The sequence below is a fragment of the Anaerotaenia torta genome (assembly GCF_050433395.1).
Lineage (GTDB): Bacteria > Bacillota > Clostridia > Lachnospirales > Lachnospiraceae > Mobilitalea > Mobilitalea torta.
In genome coordinates this window covers 128,102-147,870 of sequence record NZ_JBNPXH010000004.1, presented here as the reverse complement: position 1 = coordinate 147,870, position 19,769 = coordinate 128,102, and the positions used below count along the sequence as shown (strand labels likewise).

At 43.8% G+C, this 19,769-nt stretch carries 19 protein-coding genes and 1 pseudogene; 11 read left to right on the top strand and 9 right to left on the bottom strand.

Going from position 1 to position 19,769, the window contains the following annotated elements; genetic code table 11:
* The first annotated feature begins 584 nt into the window (after nt 1-584).
* The 7 genes from HNQ56_RS08740 (at nt 585) to HNQ56_RS08710 (ending at nt 7,353) form a co-directional block, all read left to right on the top strand.
* Nucleotides 585-1,076 (top strand): hypothetical protein, encoded by a 492-nt coding sequence (locus HNQ56_RS08740; RefSeq protein ID WP_429144720.1) that lies wholly within the window; start codon nt 585-587, stop codon nt 1,074-1,076.
* Nucleotides 1,077-1,201: 125 nt separating this feature from the next.
* Nucleotides 1,202-1,876 carry an L-serine ammonia-lyase, iron-sulfur-dependent subunit beta gene (gene sdaAB / locus HNQ56_RS08735; protein WP_429144718.1) on the top strand — a complete coding sequence of 225 codons (675 nt, stop codon included), beginning with the start codon at nt 1,202-1,204 and terminating at the stop codon, nt 1,874-1,876.
* Nucleotides 1,866-2,735, top strand: a complete 870-nt coding sequence (sdaAA, locus tag HNQ56_RS08730; RefSeq protein ID WP_429144716.1) for an L-serine ammonia-lyase, iron-sulfur-dependent, subunit alpha — start codon at nt 1,866-1,868, stop codon at nt 2,733-2,735. The genes sdaAB and sdaAA overlap by 11 nt, the downstream gene beginning before the upstream one ends.
* Nucleotides 2,736-3,085: 350 nt before the next feature.
* Nucleotides 3,086-3,769, top strand: a complete 684-nt coding sequence (locus HNQ56_RS08725; RefSeq protein WP_429144714.1) for a hypothetical protein — start codon at nt 3,086-3,088, stop codon at nt 3,767-3,769.
* A 40-nt stretch (nt 3,770-3,809) separates the two neighbouring features.
* Nucleotides 3,810-5,189: an MBOAT family O-acyltransferase gene (locus tag HNQ56_RS08720; RefSeq protein WP_429144712.1), complete on the top strand. Its 1,380-nt coding sequence runs from the start codon at nt 3,810-3,812 to the stop codon at nt 5,187-5,189.
* A gap of 12 nt (nt 5,190-5,201) precedes the next feature.
* Nucleotides 5,202-6,344, top strand: a complete 1,143-nt coding sequence (locus HNQ56_RS08715; RefSeq protein ID WP_429144710.1) for a DHHW family protein — start codon at nt 5,202-5,204, stop codon at nt 6,342-6,344.
* 91 nt (nt 6,345-6,435) lie between these two features.
* Complete coding sequence (locus HNQ56_RS08710) at nt 6,436-7,353, top strand: polysaccharide deacetylase family protein (RefSeq protein WP_429144708.1); 918 nt, start codon at nt 6,436-6,438, stop codon at nt 7,351-7,353.
* A gap of 343 nt (nt 7,354-7,696) precedes the next feature.
* Here the strand turns inward: HNQ56_RS08710 and HNQ56_RS08705 are convergent, their stop codons facing one another.
* The 3 genes from HNQ56_RS08705 to HNQ56_RS08695 all read right to left on the bottom strand — a co-directional run bounded on the left by HNQ56_RS08705 (nt 7,697) and on the right by HNQ56_RS08695 (nt 10,705).
* Nucleotides 7,697-8,854 (bottom strand): aminotransferase class I/II-fold pyridoxal phosphate-dependent enzyme, encoded by a 1,158-nt coding sequence (locus HNQ56_RS08705; protein WP_429144706.1) that lies wholly within the window; start codon nt 8,852-8,854, stop codon nt 7,697-7,699.
* Nucleotides 8,855-9,018: 164 nt separating this feature from the next.
* The gene (locus HNQ56_RS08700; RefSeq protein WP_429144704.1) at nt 9,019-9,858 is read right to left on the bottom strand and encodes a MerR family transcriptional regulator; all 840 of its coding nucleotides are present in this window, start codon (nt 9,856-9,858) and stop codon (nt 9,019-9,021) included.
* Nucleotides 9,859-9,985: 127 nt separating this feature from the next.
* Nucleotides 9,986-10,705 (bottom strand): SAM-dependent methyltransferase, encoded by a 720-nt coding sequence (locus HNQ56_RS08695; protein WP_429144702.1) that lies wholly within the window; start codon nt 10,703-10,705, stop codon nt 9,986-9,988.
* Nucleotides 10,706-11,080: 375 nt separating this feature from the next.
* On the opposite strand from HNQ56_RS08695, the gene HNQ56_RS08690 reads away from it, so the two are divergent.
* The 3 genes from HNQ56_RS08690 to HNQ56_RS08680 all read left to right on the top strand — a co-directional run bounded on the left by HNQ56_RS08690 (nt 11,081) and on the right by HNQ56_RS08680 (nt 13,638).
* Nucleotides 11,081-11,551, top strand: coding sequence for a hypothetical protein (locus tag HNQ56_RS08690; protein ID WP_429144700.1), 471 nt, complete (start codon nt 11,081-11,083; stop codon nt 11,549-11,551).
* A gap of 71 nt (nt 11,552-11,622) precedes the next feature.
* The gene (locus HNQ56_RS08685) at nt 11,623-12,309 is read left to right on the top strand and encodes a response regulator transcription factor (RefSeq protein WP_429144698.1); all 687 of its coding nucleotides are present in this window, start codon (nt 11,623-11,625) and stop codon (nt 12,307-12,309) included.
* Entirely contained in the window at nt 12,310-13,638 is a 1,329-nt protein-coding gene (locus tag HNQ56_RS08680) for a sensor histidine kinase (RefSeq protein WP_429144696.1), read from the top strand.
* A gap of 26 nt (nt 13,639-13,664) precedes the next feature.
* On the opposite strand, the gene HNQ56_RS08675 is transcribed toward HNQ56_RS08680, so the two are convergent.
* The 5 genes and pseudogenes from HNQ56_RS08675 to HNQ56_RS08655 form a co-directional block, all read right to left on the bottom strand.
* On the bottom strand, nt 13,665-14,687 hold the full coding sequence (locus HNQ56_RS08675; RefSeq protein ID WP_429144694.1) for a phosphotransferase: 1,023 nt from the start codon (nt 14,685-14,687) through the stop codon (nt 13,665-13,667).
* 15 nt (nt 14,688-14,702) lie between these two features.
* Nucleotides 14,703-15,179, bottom strand: coding sequence for an NUDIX hydrolase (locus HNQ56_RS08670; RefSeq protein WP_429144692.1), 477 nt, complete (start codon nt 15,177-15,179; stop codon nt 14,703-14,705).
* A 134-nt stretch (nt 15,180-15,313) separates the two neighbouring features.
* Nucleotides 15,314-15,853: a methylated-DNA--[protein]-cysteine S-methyltransferase gene (locus HNQ56_RS08665; protein ID WP_429144690.1), complete on the bottom strand. Its 540-nt coding sequence runs from the start codon at nt 15,851-15,853 to the stop codon at nt 15,314-15,316.
* Between the two features lie 10 nt (nt 15,854-15,863).
* Nucleotides 15,864-17,015 carry an AlkA N-terminal domain-containing protein gene (locus HNQ56_RS08660; RefSeq protein WP_429144995.1) on the bottom strand — a complete coding sequence of 384 codons (1,152 nt, stop codon included), beginning with the start codon at nt 17,013-17,015 and terminating at the stop codon, nt 15,864-15,866.
* A gap of 105 nt (nt 17,016-17,120) precedes the next feature.
* Nucleotides 17,121-17,321 (bottom strand): annotated as a pseudogene (locus HNQ56_RS08655) (Ada metal-binding domain-containing protein); the annotation flags it as partial.
* A gap of 490 nt (nt 17,322-17,811) precedes the next feature.
* Between HNQ56_RS08655 and HNQ56_RS08650 the strand changes: the two are divergent.
* Nucleotides 17,812-18,441, top strand: a complete 630-nt coding sequence (locus tag HNQ56_RS08650; protein WP_429144688.1) for a CPBP family intramembrane glutamic endopeptidase — start codon at nt 17,812-17,814, stop codon at nt 18,439-18,441.
* A gap of 118 nt (nt 18,442-18,559) precedes the next feature.
* Here the strand turns inward: HNQ56_RS08650 and HNQ56_RS08645 are convergent, their stop codons facing one another.
* Complete coding sequence (locus HNQ56_RS08645) at nt 18,560-19,684, bottom strand: amidohydrolase family protein (protein WP_429144686.1); 1,125 nt, start codon at nt 19,682-19,684, stop codon at nt 18,560-18,562.
* Between the last annotated feature and the right edge of the window lie 85 nt (nt 19,685-19,769).

Below are 19,769 nucleotides of genomic sequence, written 5' to 3'. Positions count from 1 at the left end.
TAGGAGCGAAAGAGAGGAGATGAACAATGTATGGAGAGTTCCATATATTGTATTAGGAAGGTAAACCATGTTCATGATCCTGTTGCCCCCTTCGTTCATATTTCTTCCGGAGCCCCTGGCAGGCACAAAAAAAGATGGAAACAAGTTCCATCACGGTGTCGGCTTAAGGATAACGGCCCGATAAAAAGAGGAGAAGCCCGGTAGAGGGGGGAGGGTAGCTGCCGGGCTTATTTTATGAAAAAAATTATCTTGTAAGCAATATTAAATTGGTGTTTCTTGTTTTTGTTTCGCTGTTTCCTATCAGTTGCTTTCTTAACTTGTTTTTATTATAATGGACATATATGTTTTTAATATGGATATATTATGAACATTTTGTTAATAATTCGACCTGAATTGCGAAAGAACAAAAAGAATAGATACATTAGGTAATAGTGTCATTATTTGCAGAGTTTTATTTTGTGTCCACAGAGAATAATAGTAGTATCACAGGATCAAAAAATTATGTTTTTATGGCTGTGGAATGTAGAATATACTGGACAATAAAATAGGAATGTGATATAAAGTTCAGAAGGAAGACTGCCAACATGGGAAAGAGAGTAGGTGATTATATGTCAAGTGTATTTAAAAAACTCATCAGCAGAGAGTTGGGGGAAGCAAATTATCTCCGCTATTCTGCTTTCGTAAAAAAGAACCTGGAGACGAAGATAAGCGACAGTCAGATCCTTTATAATGACATTTATGATAAGCTGAAGTATAGAGATTTCAAGGTAATCACTAAAATGCACAGCCGTTTGAATGATACGATGATCATTGCCTTTAAGATCAGTAAGAATTTCTTTCTGGCATTTTTATTCTACCTGGCCTCCTGTATTTTCATTATTGCCAGAATTCCTCAGCCGATCCTGTCAATCCCGGCGCTGATTCTGATTAATGCTTGCTTTATATATAAGTCATACGAGTTTATTTCCAATAAGTTTTGTTATATTGATGCCCAGATCATATTAGTATATAAGGCGGTGCTGGACCGTATCATTTTAAATGAACGCAAGAGCGCCCAGGAGAATGACAGGGGATAATTCAATGTACTTACGCTCCATGGAAGGGAATAATACAGTATAGTACAGCATGTGGCAGAGAGCATCATGCCCTCCTCCCTGCCACATGCTGTACTGCCATGGAAGATCAAGGGGGAAATTAGAAAATGAACGTATTTGACATTATGGGACCCATTATGGTTGGGCCCTCCAGTTCCCATACGGCGGGAGCGGTGAGGATCGGATTTACGGCAAGACAGCTTCTGAAGGAGGAAATCAGAAACGCGAAGCTCTATCTTCACGGCTCCTTTCTGGCGACGGGAAAGGGGCATGGTACGGATAAGGCGTTGATCGCGGGACTTCTTGGGATGAAGCCGGATGATGAGCGCATTCCCGAGAGCTTTCGCTATGCAAAAGAGAAGGGGCTGGCATTCCAATTTGCCGGAATTGAGCTGCGCAATGCCCATCCCAATTCCGTGCTGATGAAGCTGGAAGGGGTGAAGGGGAATAAGCTGGAGCTCATTGCCTCTTCTATCGGCGGAGGGGCTATTCTGATTAATCAGATTGATGGAGTGGAGGCGGATATCAGCGCCGGCTGCCCCACCCTGATCGTCCATAATGAGGACAAGCCGGGACATGTGTCCCAGGTGACCTCGGTTTTGAGCCGGAAGGCAGTGAACATAGGAACGATGCGGATTCACAGGGATAAGCGGGGCGGCAATGCCGTTATGATCATTGAATGTGACCAGGAGGTTCCGGCGGATGTGCTTACTCTGCTCCGCGAGGCAGAGGGTGTGAAGAAGGTAACTTACCTGAGTATGGAGGAAAAGCATGAGTTTTAGATCCTTGGATGAGATTATTAATAAATGCCGTGAGACCGGAGGATCTTTCTGGCAGATGATTCTGGAGGATGACCTGGAGGAGCGCATGGTAACGGCAGAGGAGTCTCTGGAGCATATGGACCGGCTTTATCAGGCGATGCAGGATGCGGACAGGATATATGACAAGAGGCTTAAGTCTGCCAGCGGGCTGGTGGGCGGTGACGGCGACAGGATGAACCGGGCCTTGTCGGAAAACAAGGTATTAAGCGGCCCATTTATGGGTGAAGTAATTGCGAAAGCATTGAAAATGGGGGAATCCAATGCCTGTATGAAGAAGATTGTAGCGGCTCCCACTGCCGGCTCCTGCGGTGTGATTCCGGCGGTCCTGTTAAGCTATGAGGCACAGTACGGCGCATCCCGGCAGAGGATGATAGAAGCCCTGTATGTTGCATCGGGAGTCGGGCAGGTAATTGCTGCAAGAGCATTTCTGGCAGGGGCGGCAGGAGGCTGTCAGGCGGAAATTGGTTCGGCCAGTGCCATGGCGGCAGGAGCGCTGGCTTATCTTAACGGCGGGGATGCGCAGTGTATTGCCCATGCCGCCGCTATGTCATTAAAAAACCTTCTGGGGCTGGTCTGTGATACGGTGGGAGGTCTGGTAGAGGTTCCCTGCGTGAAGCGGAATGTGGTGGGAGCTGTAAATGCCATTGCCAGCGCGGATATGGCAGTTGCGGGAATACGCAGTCAGATACCGCCGGACGAAGTGATTGATGCCATGCGGGAGGTTGGCGAAGCCCTTCCGAAAACGCTCCGGGAGACAGGGGAGGGCGGCCTTGCCGCCACACCCACGGGCCGTGAGGTCATGGAACGGATTATGAATTGAGCCGCATCAGCAGAAATATGCGGGAATAGAAGAAAAGAGAGAAGACACAGCATCGGACTGCTGCTCTTCCATGTTATAGATACGGGAATTGCCGGATCGGACAGGAAGAAGCAGCAGTATTTTTATGGTGTTTTTTGATTGGAGGAAATTGGAGGACACCGATTTCTAAAAAAGTTGAAACCCATTGGAAATAAACTGCGTCTAATTCATGTATCGAAGAGAGAGCACAGATAATATTCATTGATTGCGGAGAGACGAACGGAGAAGGGGTTTACACCTCCGCTGTTGTGAATGCCGGTTCTCGTTGCGATGATAAATTACTTATTTAAAACAACTGGAGGAAATTAACGATGAGATTAAAAAAAATAATGATAGCTTTATCCTTTGCCGCAATTACACTTGCATTTACCGGATGTCAGAAGCCGGTTTCGGATGATAACCTTCCGAAGGAGAACGAAAATGTTGTTACCGGAACAGACGATGTTCAGGATGGGAAGGACGACGGCCAGGATGAGAAAGACAAGGCCCCGGAGGAAGGAAACGGCACAGGGGAAGAAAGCCAGGAAAACGGCGACAAAGGTAATGATGGTCAGGAAATACTGAAAGGGGACCTGACCAAGATCGTAGAGAAAATATATGAGAAAAAAAATACCGGCCTTAATCTGCAGGATACGTCTGTTGATTTGACAGATAAGGACTCCGTGAAGTATTATACCGGCCTGGAAGATGCATCCAAGGTGAAGGAAGCGGTAGTATCCGAGGCAATGATCAGCTCTATGGCATATTCTATGGTGCTTATTCGGGTGAATGATCCTGCCGATGCGGAGGAGGTTGCCAATGCCGTGCTGAAGGGAATTGACACTAGGAAGTGGATCTGTGTGGAAGCGGACGACATTCAGATTGTGACCAATGATGATCTGGTGCTGCTTGCGATGGTTGCTTCCAGCCTGAATGAGACGGTAACCTCCCAGCAGCTTGTGGATGCTTTTGGTGAAGTATGCGGGACAAAATTTGAGAAAGCTTTAACAAAATAGAAGGTTTGGTCAACTTATGGTATTTTCAAGCATAACTTTTTTGTTTTATTTTTTACCTCTGGTGGTAGGAGTATATTTTATCAGCCCGGGAAAGCTTAAAAACTATATTTTATTATTGGTTTCCCTGATTTTCTACGGCTGGGGAGAGCCTAAATATATTCTGCTTATGGGAATATCCATCCTGGTAAATTATATCATGGGATTGCTGATTGAAAAGGATGCGGGAACAGCCAGGCCAAAGCTCTGGCTGACCCTGTCCCTTGCGATATCCTTAGGGATGCTGGGATATTATAAGTACACGGATTTTGTCATTGGGAGCGTGAACTCAGCCACCGGTTGGACCATTCCCTTACAGAAGGTGGCGCTTCCTGTGGGAATCAGCTTCTATACCTTTCAGATCCTCAGCTATACCATTGATGTATACCGCGGCAATACCAAGGCGCAGAGGAATCTGGCCTATCTGGCCACCTATGTGGTTTTCTTCCCGCAATTGATTGCAGGGCCCATTGTCCGCTATATTGATATTGCCCAGGCCCTGGAGAATAGAACCCACAGCCTGGAGAAAGTCCGGCATGGGCTGCGGAGATTTCTGCTGGGTTTATCAAAAAAGGTCCTGATTGCAAATTCCCTTGGAGAGCTGTGCAGTATTGTCACGGAATCTCAGGAGAGGACCGTCCTCTTCTGGTGGATGTATGCGGCGGCCTTTACTTTGCAGATCTATTTTGACTTTTCCGGCTATAGCGATATGGCCATAGGCCTGGGTAAGATCTTCGGCTTTGAATTCCTGGAGAATTTCAATTATCCTTTTATTTCCGCAAGCATTACAGAGTTTTGGCGCAGATGGCATATGTCCCTGGGGACCTGGTTCCGTGATTATCTGTATATTCCCATGGGAGGAAACCGTGTTCCGCTGCTGCGATGGCTGTTTAATATCCTGGTGGTATGGCTGCTGACGGGACTGTGGCACGGCGCGGCATGGAATTTTGTCGCATGGGGGCTTATGTTTGCCGTATTGTTAATCCTGGAGAAGCTATGGCTGGGTAAAGTTCTCAAAAGAATCCCCAAGGCATTGTCTCATTTCTATGTCATCTTTCTGGTGATTATCAGCTTTGTGATATTTGATGCTCCGAGCCTGGGAGCAGCCGTGGGGAGAATTGGGGCAATGCTGGGAATGCAAGGGCTTCCGCTGTCCGGAATACAGTCGGCTTATTATTTGCGGAGCTATCTGGTGGTATTGCTGATTGCTGTGATTGGAAGCACCCCTCTGCCGAAAATGATCGGTCAGAGTTTAAGCAGGACACGGCTTGGAGATATGGTGCAAAAAGCGGCGGAGCCCATAATATGTGCAGGACTTCTTATATTGGCAGCAGCATATCTGGTGGATGCTTCCTTTAATCCGTTCTTATATTTCAGGTTTTAGGGAGGTGCCGGGATGAACGATAAAATGGTGAACAGAGCGGCTGTTCTGTTAATAGGGGGCGTGTGGGCTATTATTACACTGCTGTCCTGGTTTCATATACCCCAGGAGCTCTCGGTGAGTGAGCGGAGAAAATTGAAGCAGTTTCCCGAAGTCAGTATTAAGAATCTGGTCTCGGCAGATTTCATGGATGATTTTGAGCAGTATGCCAAGGATCAGTTTCCGAATCGCTTTTTCTTCCGCACGCTGAAAGCCTATACCAGATTCTATCCTTTGGGGCAGAAGGATAATAATGGAATTTATATTGAGGACGGCTATGCGGTTAAGCTGGATTATCCCTTGAATGAGGCCTCGATCCAAAGAGCTGCGGAGAAGTTTAAATCTCTTTATGATAAATATATGAAGGAGAAGGATGTCAGCATCTATTTCTCCGTTGTTCCGGACAAGGGTTATTTTCTTTCGGAAGAGAACGGCTATCCTTCCATGGATTATCAGAAGCTTTTTGAGATTATGAAATCCAGCATGGATTTTGCGCAGTATATTGATATTACGGATACACTGACAGTGGAGGATTACTATAGGACGGATATTCACTGGAGACAGGAGGGGCTTAAGAAAGCCGCCGATGCAATCAGAAGAGCCATGGGAAAGAACAGTGCCGGAGGCGCGGATAACAGCAGCGTCAAAGGAGGGGGCAATGGGAGTGATTATACCGAGATCAAGGCGGAGAAGCCTTTTTACGGAGTATATTACGGACACGCGGCCCTGCCGATGAAGCCGGATACCCTGATCTACCTGACCAATGAGATCATTGACGGATGCAGTGTATATAATTTAGAGACGGATGCCGTAACCCCCGTATATGATACGGAGAAGCTTGCCGGTAACGATCCCTATGATGTATATCTCTCCGGTGCGGCACCCTTGCTGGTGATTACCAATCCAAAGGCTGATACGGACAAGGAGCTGGTAGTATTTCGCGATTCCTTTGGCAGCAGCCTGTCACCCCTGTTGGTGGAGGAGTATTCCAAGGTGACCCTGGTTGATATCCGGTATATCAGCAGCGATCTGCTGGAGAATTACCTCACCTTTGACCGGCAGGATGTGTTGTTTCTATACAGCACCTCCATCCTGAATTCCAGTGCGGTATTAAAGTAGAAAATCGGAAGCTTTTGCCATGGTATTTTAGCGAATGTTGTACTTGCTTTGCCAATATATTGTATTAACACAGGATTCTTCTGGAGGGACTATGGCAAGAAGATCAGGTGCTCGCGGCGAAGCAGAGCAAATAAGGGAAGAAGAAAAGGGGCAGGAACTGCCCGATAAGGTGCTGAAGTGGCCAGGCAGGGAATTGGGATGGCCGAACCAGGAAGCAGAGAAGAGTGATACCGGAACATACGCTGCCAGCAATGCCTCCTTATTTGTTAAGGTGGGTATTGTAGTATTGAGTATAATTATGATAATCGGATTTGGCATAAAGCTGATTCCGGGGGCGGTTACCGTCACCACCCTCAGCACCAGGAACAGCCTGCCGATTCATAGTGTTGACTGTGAGGAGGCCAGAGTTTCGCTCAGCTTTGATGTGGCGTGGGAGAATGATGATATTCCGGGGATTCTGGATATTCTGGAGCAGCATAAGATTAAGGCTACTTTCTTCCTCACGGGAGAATGGGCGAAGGAATATCCGGAAGAGGTTAAGATAATCGCGGCAGCAGGTCACGATCTGGGCAATCACAGTGAGAAGCATAAGGAAATGACTCGTTTGCCAAAGGATGAATGTATCCGGGAGATTATGAATACCCATGAAGAGGTGAAGGAGCTTACGGGAGTGGATATGAAGCTGTTCCGCGCCCCCTATGGGACCTATGATAATACATTGCTCACCTTAGCCAGAGAATGCGGATATTACACCATACAATGGAATATTGACAGCCTGGACTGGAAGGATTACGGTGTGGACAGCATCGTCAGGACCGTAATTGATAATGAACAGCTGGAGAATGGTTCCATTATACTGATGCACAGTGGGGGAAAGTATACTACGGAGGCATTGGAGGCAGTTATTACCGGACTGAAGGATAAGGGGTATGAGCTGGTTCCGGTATCCCAATTGATTTATACCGGAGAATATACGGTAGATCAGACAGGAAGACAGATAAGGAAATAAACAATACACCCTAAAGGCCGGAAAGTTGATAGCATGGTTTTTAGGGTGTATTTATAATTGCCGCCAATTCCGCAGGAGAAATATTTGCCTTATTAGCAGACCAGGTTAGCATAACGTTCCAGGAGCTCTGTTTGATATTTTAGAAAATACTTTCCTGCTTATAATACTGAAGAATTATCCGGCAATTAGCAATCCAATGATAACCACATGCTCGTACTTTACAACGGTTAAGTTTGTTATGCTTTATCTCTGGATTTTGGCATTAGCTATTCGGTTCCTGTCATCCAAGATTCTAAAAATTCTATAATCTGAAGGTCGGATATCAGGTGAGTCTCCATCGATCTTAGCCGAATGAAATCTCTGTGAAGACAGCGTTTATCACATCAGCCGGAAGAACCAGGGCGAATCTCACATAGCCTTCCCCAAGGGTGCCGAAGCTGCTGCCGGGAGTGCAGAGGATTCCTGTTTCCTCAAAAAGCTTTCTGCAATACTCATTGGAATTCGTATATCCGTCCGGAATATGGGCCCATACGAACATAGAACCGGCGGATTTATGTACCCTCATGCCCAGCTTTTCAAGGCCTGAGCAGAGCGCGTCCCTTCTTCTTTCATACTCCCTGCAATTAACGGCGATATTGTCCTGAGGTCCGGTTAGGGCAGCGATGGCCGCTTTTTGAACCAGATAACTGGTACCGTAATCAAACTGGGAACGGATTGTCTTGAAGGCGCGGATAATATCGGGATTGCCAAGTAAGAAGGAAATCCGGATGCCTGTGATATTATAGGTCTTGGAAAGAGAGTTAAATTCCACACCGACCTCCTTTGCACCGGGAAAGCTCAGGAAGGAACCGGCCTTGCCGCCGTCATAAACGATTTCCGAGTATGCATTGTCATGGATAATCACGATCTTATATTTCATGGCAAAGTCAATCAGCTCCTTGTAGAAGGAATCGGGGGCCGCCGCACATACAGGGTTAGCGGGATAGGAGACGATCATCATCTTAGCCCTTGCCGCGGTTTCCTCTGGGATGGAATCAAAGTCCGGGAGATAGCCATATTCCGGCAGGAGATCATAGTACTCAATTTTGGCCCCGCATAGATAAGGGCCGATTTCAAAAATAGGATAGCCGGGATTGGGAACTAGGACCGTATCCCCGTGATTGAGCAGTGCCAGTCCGATGTGTGTCATTCCCTCCTGCGTACCGCTTACAGAAGTGATTTCGTCAGCCGTCAGATCAACCTGATATCTTCTTTTATACCATTGGATAACAGCTTCAGTGAGCACCGGGGAATCCCCAAGGGAATATTTATAATTATCAGGATCAAGGGCCGCCTTGGAAACGGCCTCCATGATGAAGGAATCGGGTTTAAAATCCGGCGTTCCCACGGTAAAATTATATACGGCCTTTCCTGAATTCAAACGTTGATTTTTTAGATCATTCAAGGTATTAAAAATATTGCTTCCAAAGCGGTTGGCTCTTTCGGAAAATTCGATATTCATAAAGCGGCAGCTCCTTTCAAAAAGCTTCTTCTGTACTGGGTTTATTGTCTATAAAAAAAGATACACCATTATCCTTTGATTCGCAATATCCTAATCTATGATACTTGTAAATATCTGATATAAATTTAAGTGCAGGTGAATAGAAGCTGTTACTCATTGAGGTATTAGTTTCTGTCCTTAGTATCTGTTTTCATCAGACCAAGGAGTGGCAGTCCTATCAATACCACTGTGTCAATCAGCAGAATATTTGTAATGTGTTTTACAATCCCGGCAATAAACAGGATAGTAAAAATCTCAATGGAGAAAGCAACAAAGCACATAAAATTCGTTATATAGTTAGCTATGTTTTCACTGTAAGGGGCATTGATCTGCAACCATCTCCATATATAAGGTTTAAAAAAGAAACGAATAAGAATGCAAGCTAAGGGATAGGCAAATAGAAACACTTTTGATACGGATGAGCTGACATTCCCTCCGCTCCATTGGACGGGTATCTTGTCCGGCAGAGAAGGATATGCCAAAGCAGCAACAATTAAGCATAATACGGTAATAAATCCCCACGTAATAAAGCCGCCCCACATATAGAAAAAGCTTACGGAATCCAGCTTGAACACCTTTTTGTTTTCAGACCAATAATGATCCACATCATCAGCATACTGCTCCACTTTCAAATCATTGATATTCAAATTATCGATTTGTAACATTCTAGAGCACAAAGATTTTGCTGATTGCAGCTCTTCGATCTGTGTATCAAGCTTTTGATATTGAATGGAGATTATCTCAGATAATTCGGTTTCATAAAGCATTATCTTTCTTATCTCTTCGATTGAAATGTCCAATGTTCTTAAAAAGGCGATTTTTTTTATATTTTCAATATCTTCCTCCGTATATTCCCGATATCCGTTATTTTCATTTCTGACCGGAGCTATCAGCTTTTCCTTTTCATAGAACCGTATATTTGAACGGCTTAAGCGGGTCCTCTCTTCCACTTCTTTTATTGTCATAGTAAACCTCTCCTTATGTTTATATAGTATATTTTAAAGTATAAACATAGTTTACAGTCAAGCAGTTTAATGATTAACCTGATAATATATAACAAGAAGGAAGCAAAAGCTTCCTTCTTGTTATATATTATTTTTTTGTGGCCGTCATAAGTATCAGGGTAAGATAATTTTCTGTATCGGCATCGTGGAGCTCATCATCTGCCGTCATTCTCCAAATCGATTTACCGTCAAGAATTTCTTGAGCACAAGTAATATCTACCAAATCAGTCTTTTCCCAAAGATGCTTCCACCATCCGGCACTATGCCAGGCATACATATTAGGTTCCCAGAAGGGCTTCATTTTCTCTGGGAGACCGTCAGTAAACTCTCTGGAAAGACCGGGAAGGACGAGGCCAAACTGCCCGTTTGGTTTCACTAATTTAGCATAATAATCACATAAGTAGCACTCATCTGTGCCAAAATAATGATAGGCATCAATGCTGATAGCCGCGTCAAAAAAATTGTTTGCGAAAGGAAGGCTGTGGGCTTCCGCTCTAAAAGGAAACACCCTGTCTTCAACTCCGGCTTTAACAAAGCGCTCATAATTTTCGGATGCAGAAAACCATAAATCATTTGCAAATACAGTGACTCCGAATTCTTTTGCCAATATAATTGAAGTGAAGCCTGTTCCGCACCCCATGTCCAATACACGCATGCCAGGTTTTAGATCCATTTTTTCGCATAAAACCTCAATAAGACATAATGCATCCGGCCCCATGATATAGTTATGACTATGACTGTTATTATAGTCTTCAATCAGACTCTGAATCAATGTGCCGTACTTTTCCTTAAAAATAAAATTCCGCATTTTGCAGAACCTCCTGTTATTGTTATTTTTTGTCTTCGATGAAAGGAGGCAAAAGAATAACAACCTGAGGCGGTCAGTAAATTGTTAAGATGCCACCGGCTTTATCCTAATGCCACCTCAACAACAATGCTGTATTTTGTAAACATACCTATCACATCCCTTCCGTGTTATAGTTAAAATATATCAACTATTTATTTGAAATGCAAGTTAATTCGTTTACACGGACTTCACAGACACAAAAGAGGAGCAATATGTTATAATACATATGTGATTTCTGGATGAAAAAACTTCTCTATTTCAGATTCAGCAAAGGTTTCTCCTTTAAAATGATAATTGCAAGGTAGCTGCCTGCAAATATTAAATGGAGGTAATCGAATGAAAGTAAAGATCTTGGACATTTTAGGAACAGGAAAGAGAAGAGTGGGTATGATTGCCCTTAGTGCAGCGCTGGTGCTGACTTTTGGAACGACCACGGCACTGGCTGCCAATGCCGTAAGCGGAGGAAAATTGGGCGAGCTGTTTAAGCTGGATAACGGCAAGCCAAGTTATTCGGTTGACGGAGGACAAACCTGGAATGAGGGGACGCCGGAGGACAGCGATTTTCATTATTCCCTGGATGGCGGAGAGACCTGGAATGAGGGGACTCCCCCGGCCGGCAGCGAGCAAACGCTTGTTGTCAATGGGGAGATCCCGGATGGAACGGACGGAGATTATAGTGTGGCTGTCAAGAACGTCGATGGTGCGATGCAGTATTCAACCGACGGCGGCAAGACATGGAGCAGCACGGTGCCTGACGGATTCCATGCCACAGTCAACCCGGACGGCAGCGTAAGGGTTGGAAGATAATATCTTGCATTAAGGGGCAAAGAGGCTGTTTGGCGGCCTCTTTGCCCTACCTACAGAAAAAGGAGTCATTTATGCGGATACTGATGGTGGAAGATGAGAAATATATAGCAAAAGCAGTAGCGGAAGTCTTAAAGAAGAACCATTATGCCGTCGATTTGGCCCATGACGGGCAGTATGGGCTGGACTGCGCTCTTTCCAATATTTATGATATCATTATCCTGGACATTATGCTGCCGGAACGGGATGGGCTTTCCATTTTAAAGGAAATACGCCGTAACCGCATAGAAACGCCCGTTATCCTTCTGACAGCCAGGGGCCAGCTTGAAGATAAGGTACAGGGCCTTGATCTGGGAGCTGACGACTATCTGGCAAAGCCCTTCCATACCGACGAGCTGCTGGCCCGGCTGCGCGCCCTGGGAAGACGAAAAACCAGACTGCTGAACGACGGGACGCTGACCTTTGGCGATCTGCAGCTTTTGCCCCATGCCCTCATGCTGAAATGCAGCGGATCGGAAACCAGGCTCACGCTGAAAGAAACGCAATTGCTGGAGCTTCTCATCGATCATAAAAACAGGATTATATCAAAGGACACGATCATAGAAAAAATATGGGGCTATGATACCGAGGCAGTGGACAATCATGTGGAGGCGCATATCTCTCTGCTGAGAAAAAAGCTGGCAGAGGTTCGGTCAGGGACGATGATACGCACGATACGGGGCGCAGGCTATACCTTGGTGGCAGGAGAGGATGGGAGATAGATGTTTAAGAAATTACGAAACAGGTTCCTTTTTCTAAACATGGCGATTACTTGCCTGGTTATGTTTGCTGCATTCAGCGCAGTGTATCTGACAACCTATCGCAATATTCAAAATGAAAATCAAAAAAAGCTGGGCGGCATGTCAAAAACGATCATGGTTTCTTCTGAAAATGCCATTGACCAGCCGGAGACAGCATCGGACGGACTTTTATCTGAGAGACAAGAGCAGGGACATATGGTTCGTGAGGTTTCCTCTGACTATATGCCTTCCTTTACCATATTTTTAGATCAGAATGGCAGAATTACTGACATTGACACCATTCTGGATCTGCCGGAAGAAATCTATCGGGAGGCGGCCCGGATAGCCTGGCAAAAAGGAGCGAAGTCGCCAATCAGCCTGGAAGGCCGGCTCTGGATGTACTCCGTTAGCCCGGTGAGCATAACCCAAATCTATGAGGATGGACGTTCCGTTACCAACACCTCCGATAACAATTATCAGATTTCATTTCTGGACATTACGGATACACAGAAGACTTTACGGGACTTACTGATTACTTTTGTTTTTGTGGGCATTGCCATGCTGGCGGCCATTTTCCTTATAAGCCTTTATTTTGCCAACCGTTCCGTAGGACCCATCGCCTCCGCATGGGAGAAGCAGCGGCAGTTCGTCGCGGATGCTTCCCACGAATTAAAAACCCCGCTTTCGATTATCACGGCAAATTACGACGCGCTCTTAGCCAATCAGGACGAAACCATCCGGAGTCAGCATGAATGGCTGGATTATATGAAAATCGGCACTGACAGAATGGCAAAGCTGATAAACAGCCTTTTATTGCTTGCAAAAATGGAGGATGCAGACATTGAGGCACCCAAAGCACCTTTTGACATAAGCGATATCATCCATAGGGAAATTGCATCTATGGAGGCAGCGGCAGCCGAAAAAGGACTTTCTATATTGAAGCGGATTGGAACGGACATTGTTATCAACAGCGATCAGGAGATGGTTAGCCAGGTATTTACAATTTTATTAGAAAACGCTATCAAATATTCCGATATCAATGGGACAATTACGGTATCCTTGACAAAGAGCGGGCATAGTGTTATTTGTTCCGTCAAAAACAGCGGAAAAGGAATTGCAAAGGAAGACCTGCCCAGAATTTTTGACCGGTTTTATCGGGCTGACAAATCCCGTTCAGAGGATAGCGTTAGCTATGGACTTGGCCTGTCAATTGCCAAGGCAATGATTAATCGGCTTGAAGGGGATATTGCTGTCGAGAGCATAGAAAATGAATGGACCGTTTTTCGATTCACGCTCTACAATTCTATGTAAAATAATATCAGGGCGGCAGAAGGATTTTAAGGATGCAGTTCTAATTCATCCTTAAGCCATTTCTTTATTATTTTCATTTGGTGATCATATCTTTCCAGCTCTTTCATGGTTCCTGCTATTTGCTCTGCTCCAAGTACCTTCTCTTCCTCATCCGTACTTTCTATTCCTAATGCCCGTTTGCAGCTATATTCTAACCAGCCCAGCATACCGGCGTAGCCGCTGTCAAGCACACAATCCCAATCAACTGTTTTGATATTCATATGTTCCCGGTAAGCATGGAATAGTATTATGAATTTATCTTTATCCAGCCCGCCTTTACCGTCATTAGCCCAGTAATTTAAGACTTCCAACAGCTCTTGATATGGGTTTACATATCCTGCGGCTTCCCAATCAATGAAATATGGTATTCCCTGATCCCACATTACATTTTTGGGGTCCAAATCTCTATGGCTGATCACCATAAATTCAGACAATATGAGATTAGCGTCATTAACACGTTTGTTCCAATTAATTAACTTATCAATCATATAGGAATAAGCGTTAGCCCAGTCGGCATTCTGTTCTTTCCCTTTGTCAAAAAATTGCTGAAAGTTATAGATAACAGAATGGTTCTTATCTTTCTCAACTTCTGGTATGGTAATATCTAAATGATGAATTCTGCCTAAAGCATTTCCGATTGCATAACAATTTTTGCCCTGGATAGAGGGGGGAAAAATAGAGGTGCCTGTAATCCAATGAAATACCATATAATATTTATTGTTCGAATGCAGGATATGATGTCCCCCGAAATTTAACGCAGCTACCACTGGAAGATGCTTGGAAAAGGCATTTGCAATTCGTTCGGAATTGATCATATTCTCCATTACAAATTTTCGCTGCATAATGGAAGGATTAAGCCATTTTACGGCGTATACATTGGTTCCGGTGGTAACCTTAAACATTTTGTGCAGAAGTCCGCCTGAAATGCTGATAGGTTTTTCAATTACATTTCCAATTTTATAAGTATTAAATAAATCTTTGATATCATTATAGATTGCTGTATCATTCATTTTTACTCCTTCAGCTTATGCTATTTCGATTGGAACCATTGGGATTTGTCCAGCGGAGAGATTATTTAGGATATCAATGATATCATTTGTGAAAAACTCATCATCTGACTGTTTTATTTCATCTGCAGACCACCACTTGCCATCCAGCATTCTTGTGTTTTCACTTTCAGTCCAATTAGTATATGAGAAATCATTTCCATCGGCATAAACAAGAAAAAATCTCTCTTCGCATTGAGCTATTTCACCATTTTTTAAATAATAGACTGGATTTCTGTAATAAATTTGCTGGTAATCCCGGTTTATCTGTATGCCCAGTTCCTCAAAGACTTCTCTTTCAAGTGCCATATCAAAAGATTCCCCTTCTTCAAGCCCGCCGCCAGGAGTGATCCAAACTATATTACCTTTGATAAAATAGTCAAAATGATATTGAAATAAAAATATTTCATTCTTTTTATTCAAAATAATCGCTCTGCTTGATTTTCTTGTAATCATACGGCATTCCTTCTTTTAGCTTATCGGTGACTGGATTGACAATATGGTATCATGCCTTCATCGCCGATCTCTTTATCAATTAGTTCGTTTCCACAATGTGGACAATAGGTAAAATGCATTGTTCTCCTCCCTGTCTAAAGCGCGGTGCCTTTTGTAGGTATAAATAATCGGGACATGTCGGCACCCTCTAATTCAAGCAATTTTATCTTTGTATGAATGCCTCCGGCGTATCCTGTCAGGCTGCCGTTGGAGCCTACAACCCGGTGGCAGGGGATGATGATCGATATGGGATTATGCCCGACAGCTCCGCCTACCGCCTGACTTGACATACTTTTCTTGTTCATCTTTGCCGCCATCTTTTTGGCGATGTCGCCATAAGTGATAACCTGACCATATGGTATCTCGCATAAAATATTCCATACTTCCTGACGAAACCCGCCGCCGGCAGGAGCTAAGGGCAGTTCTGAACTATGGGGCTTTTCGCCGGCAAAGTATCTGTCCAGCCATTTTTTGGCGGTATCGAATATCAGCAGGCCATTGTTCTCCGGAATATCTTCGAAGATCGTATTGCCGTGATATTTTTGTCCGTCAATCCATAAGCCAACAAGATTATTTCCGTCACAGGCAAGTGTAATTGTTCCCAGGGGGGATGAATAAGTCGTTGAATAATACATGGTATACCTCCTATAGTGTGTTCCAAAGGTTGACGGTGGCATAGCTGCGCCAAGGCCGCCATGCTTCTGCCATTTTCAATAATTCCTTTGAGGTGTAAGGCTGTAATGCTTTTTTTACACCGGCATCTGTTTCAAGGAAAGCATCCGGCCATTCCATAGCACGCATAGCGATATATTGGGCCGTCCAGCTTCCAATCCCTCGAATAGACATCAGCTTTTTCATTTCTTCCTCCGGCTGGGCGCAAAGATCAAAATTGATTTCTCCCTGTACCAATGACCGTGCCAGTTCGTAAAGGGTATTTGACCGTGAAGCGATGACGCCCAGTGTACCAAGATGATCTTTAATAGCTCCGCCCAGAGCCAATATATCCTGGGGGGAAGGGAAGAGATGGGTTAATCCATCAATCCCGGTTTGTATAGGGGTGCCGTAAGTTTCAACAATCCTTGCCGCTAATGTGCTTGCGGCTTTCACGGTAATCTGCTGCCCAAGCACCGCACGTACTGCCATTTCAAAAGCGTTGAAGCATCCCGGTACACGGGTTCCCAAAATGCAAAGGCCGGGACGGATGCTGTTCATAACCTGAAGTGTTTCATACACCGCGCAGGGATCACAATATAAGTCAAATAAATGACGTATCCGTGCCAATACTTGGGGGAGTACGGGAAGTAAGGCTTCGCTTACAGTAACGGCCAATGCGTTCTTTTTAGGCCTGTGGCTCACCCTTACCCAACCATATATATGCTTACCCTCAGCGTTTTCCAAATGCACGGTGCGCATATATTCACCGTTTTTTACAACCTCGATTCCCATTATGGCACGTCCGGCAAGGAAGTTCAGCATTTTTTCCCAAGGATAGGGAGGGCGGTAACCCAATGCTAAAGTAATGTTGCCATTATGCTTTTCCTCCGAGGTACGTTTTCGTAAAGCTGTGGGCGAAAGCTTATACTTTTTTTTGAAAAGGTCATTGAAGCGGCGCAGGCTGCCGAAACCTGCCGCCATTGCAACGTCCAGAACCGGTAAATCTGTGTCCGTGAGCAGACTTTTAGCAAGGAGCAATCTGCATGTTTGCAAATATTGAATGGGTGACACATTATATTCTGATGTAAAGACCCGTCGCAGATGCCGGGCAGTACAACCGAGTTGTCCGGCTATTTCCTCCAAGTTCTGTCCGCTTCCGCAATTTTTTTCTAACAGTCTTGCTGCCCGGTAGACTAAATTAGCGGTAGCATCTGTGATTGAAGTGCCGGGGGCAAGCTCCGGTCTGCATAAAAGGCATGGGCGGTATCCGGCTTGCTCCGCTTCGGCGGCGGTGGGATAAAACGTGCAGTTTTCGGCTTTTGGCTGCCTTGCCCGGCACACCGGGCGGCAGTATATTCCGGTGGATGATATTCCTACAAAAAAACGCCCGTCAAAACGGGCGTCTTTTGCCTTAAATGCAGCATATAGGCCGCTATCATTATCTGGCATAATTCTTCGCTCCCTTATTTGAAGTTAATTTGATTATACCACATTCTACAGAATTATCTCGCTATTTTCGGACATGCTTTTGCGATTTTTATAATGTCCGGGCTTTGTAAAGGGCAGAGTTTGAGACATCATATATTTCCCTGCCTTCTCGTATCGTATCCGTAGCGATGAATGGTGAGCCGGTATGTTTTGATAGCTCATTCCAATAGCTATAATTAATATACCGTATTTTATTAATATCTTCACAGGTACACTCGGCCAAAATCCACCTGGATATGTAAGCAGCCTGACAAATAGTTAGGCCGAATTTTGCTCCGTGCCTTGCCGGAAACAGTTGGTCCTGGCATAATGTTTGCAAGCTCAAGCTTGAGAAATTGCATTGACTGTGTTACCATTTTATACAAGCCGAGGAGAAAGATATTTGTGAAATGATATTCAGCGGAATTTACATTTTAAGAGCGAATTCATATAATGGGCGGGGGTAATTATAATGGAAAAAAAACATATTAAAATAATCTTATTATCAATTGCTATAATTGCCATAGGATTTATTGTAGCGGTCACTGCAAATCATATTATAGGAGAATGGGCCTTTATTCCTTTAGCTATAGTATATTGGGCCTCAATTTTTATTGTCGTTAAGCCGACGAAAAAGAAATTGACGGAGATATTCAGATATCCGCTTAAAAGCTCTAGATATGTTCTTCTTGCTTTTGTTCCAGTATTATTTTGCATTGTTTCGTTTGCGTGGGGTATTCAATATATAAGCGGTGTTGTGCTGATTTTATTATGGATTTTATTTGCTATTGTGAATCCAATCGCCGAAGAAATGTTTTGGAGAGGCTATCTTCTTGATAATTTGAGCTGGAAACCGGCAATAAAAATCCTTTTTTCCTCTGCACTATTTCTTCTAAGCCATATGATGTGGGGTGTTTTTTCTATAACCATCAGGAGTTATATCATGATTATGCCCTTACTAATAATGGGGATAACATGGGGATATGTCTATCACAAGACAAAGAACCTAAAGTGGTGTATAATCGCACATTTTTTTGTGGATATTATGAATTTATCCATTTGGGTTTTCTTAAATATTTACATACCGCCCGTCATTCAATAAAGACTTCGTAGAAGCAGCAATTCATTTGGCTTCTGAGTTTTTAACGGCTGATAAATTAATGCAAATTTATGCAATGGCTGAACGATTTCAAGCCATGCACCGATCTCGATCTTCCCTTTCAAACGACTGCCTCCATACCGCTTAATCCTTGTTGTCTTATGCATTCCAACTCATTTTTACTAAAAGCTCCTGCTTGATATAAATTTAAATATTCTTCTGACACAGAAGCATTAAAGATACACATATCATCTGTATTTATTGTCACCTTAACGCCTGCATCAAACATTTTGCGAATTTGATGTTGTTTATAACTTTCACTTCTTTTCAGCATAATGTTGCTGGTCGGGCAGACGTGGCAGGTGATCTTATTATCGGATAAAAATTTTAAGAGAGAGGGATCTTCTACTGCATTTATTCCATGATGTATTTCGTTTAATTCCAGCTGTTCAACACATTCACGAATATGTCCTGCATGACCAAACTCGCCCGCATGTGCACGAAGTAAAAGATGATGTTTTTTGGCAATTCTGTACATCGGTATGATATCTTCTATTTTTCTTGAATTTTCATCTCCCTGCCAATCGACCGATTTAAAATACTTATAATCCAGAATATGCTCCAGCCTTTCACAATCCTGATTAATTCTGCCATGCCTGAACAAAACTAATTCCGGGAAAAAGTATGTATCGGGTATGAGCTTTTGATAATCATTCATTATATGGATAAAACAATCCATTCCACCAACTTGTTCTATCTCATCTAATCCATAGCTCATGGATAAGACTTTTACAGCATCACTTTTTGCTTGTATAAACGATGCCTTAACTCTTTCTAAATATCCGTTCAATCCTGTGTAATATTTTTTAATATTATTTTCAAACCAATACTGCATTTCTTGCAAAGACTGAAAAGGAGTAGAATTCGGTATTATTGAAATCCCTTTATTAGAGGCCAGATAATCTTGACTTCCGCCTCTGCCGACATGATTATGCAAATCACTTTTTGATACTTTACGCATCAATGATAGTGAATTATGATCGAGTGCCTCAAAAAATAGTTCTTTATCCTTTGATTTATCCATTAGATACCTCTCAGTGGGTGTGGATGCAACCATGTCTAACACAAGCTCTTCAAATTTATAGACGTTTGGTTCATTCGGTTTTATATACATACTGTCGGTAGAGAGATAGGGTATTTTCTTCTCAACTACGTGAATAGGTAAGTCATACTTTGCAATATCCATCAGTTTGTCTAAGCGAAATAAATAATTCAGGATAACTCCAAAAGCATAGCATAAGTCACCATTCTCTTTTCTCGCGTGAACCCAT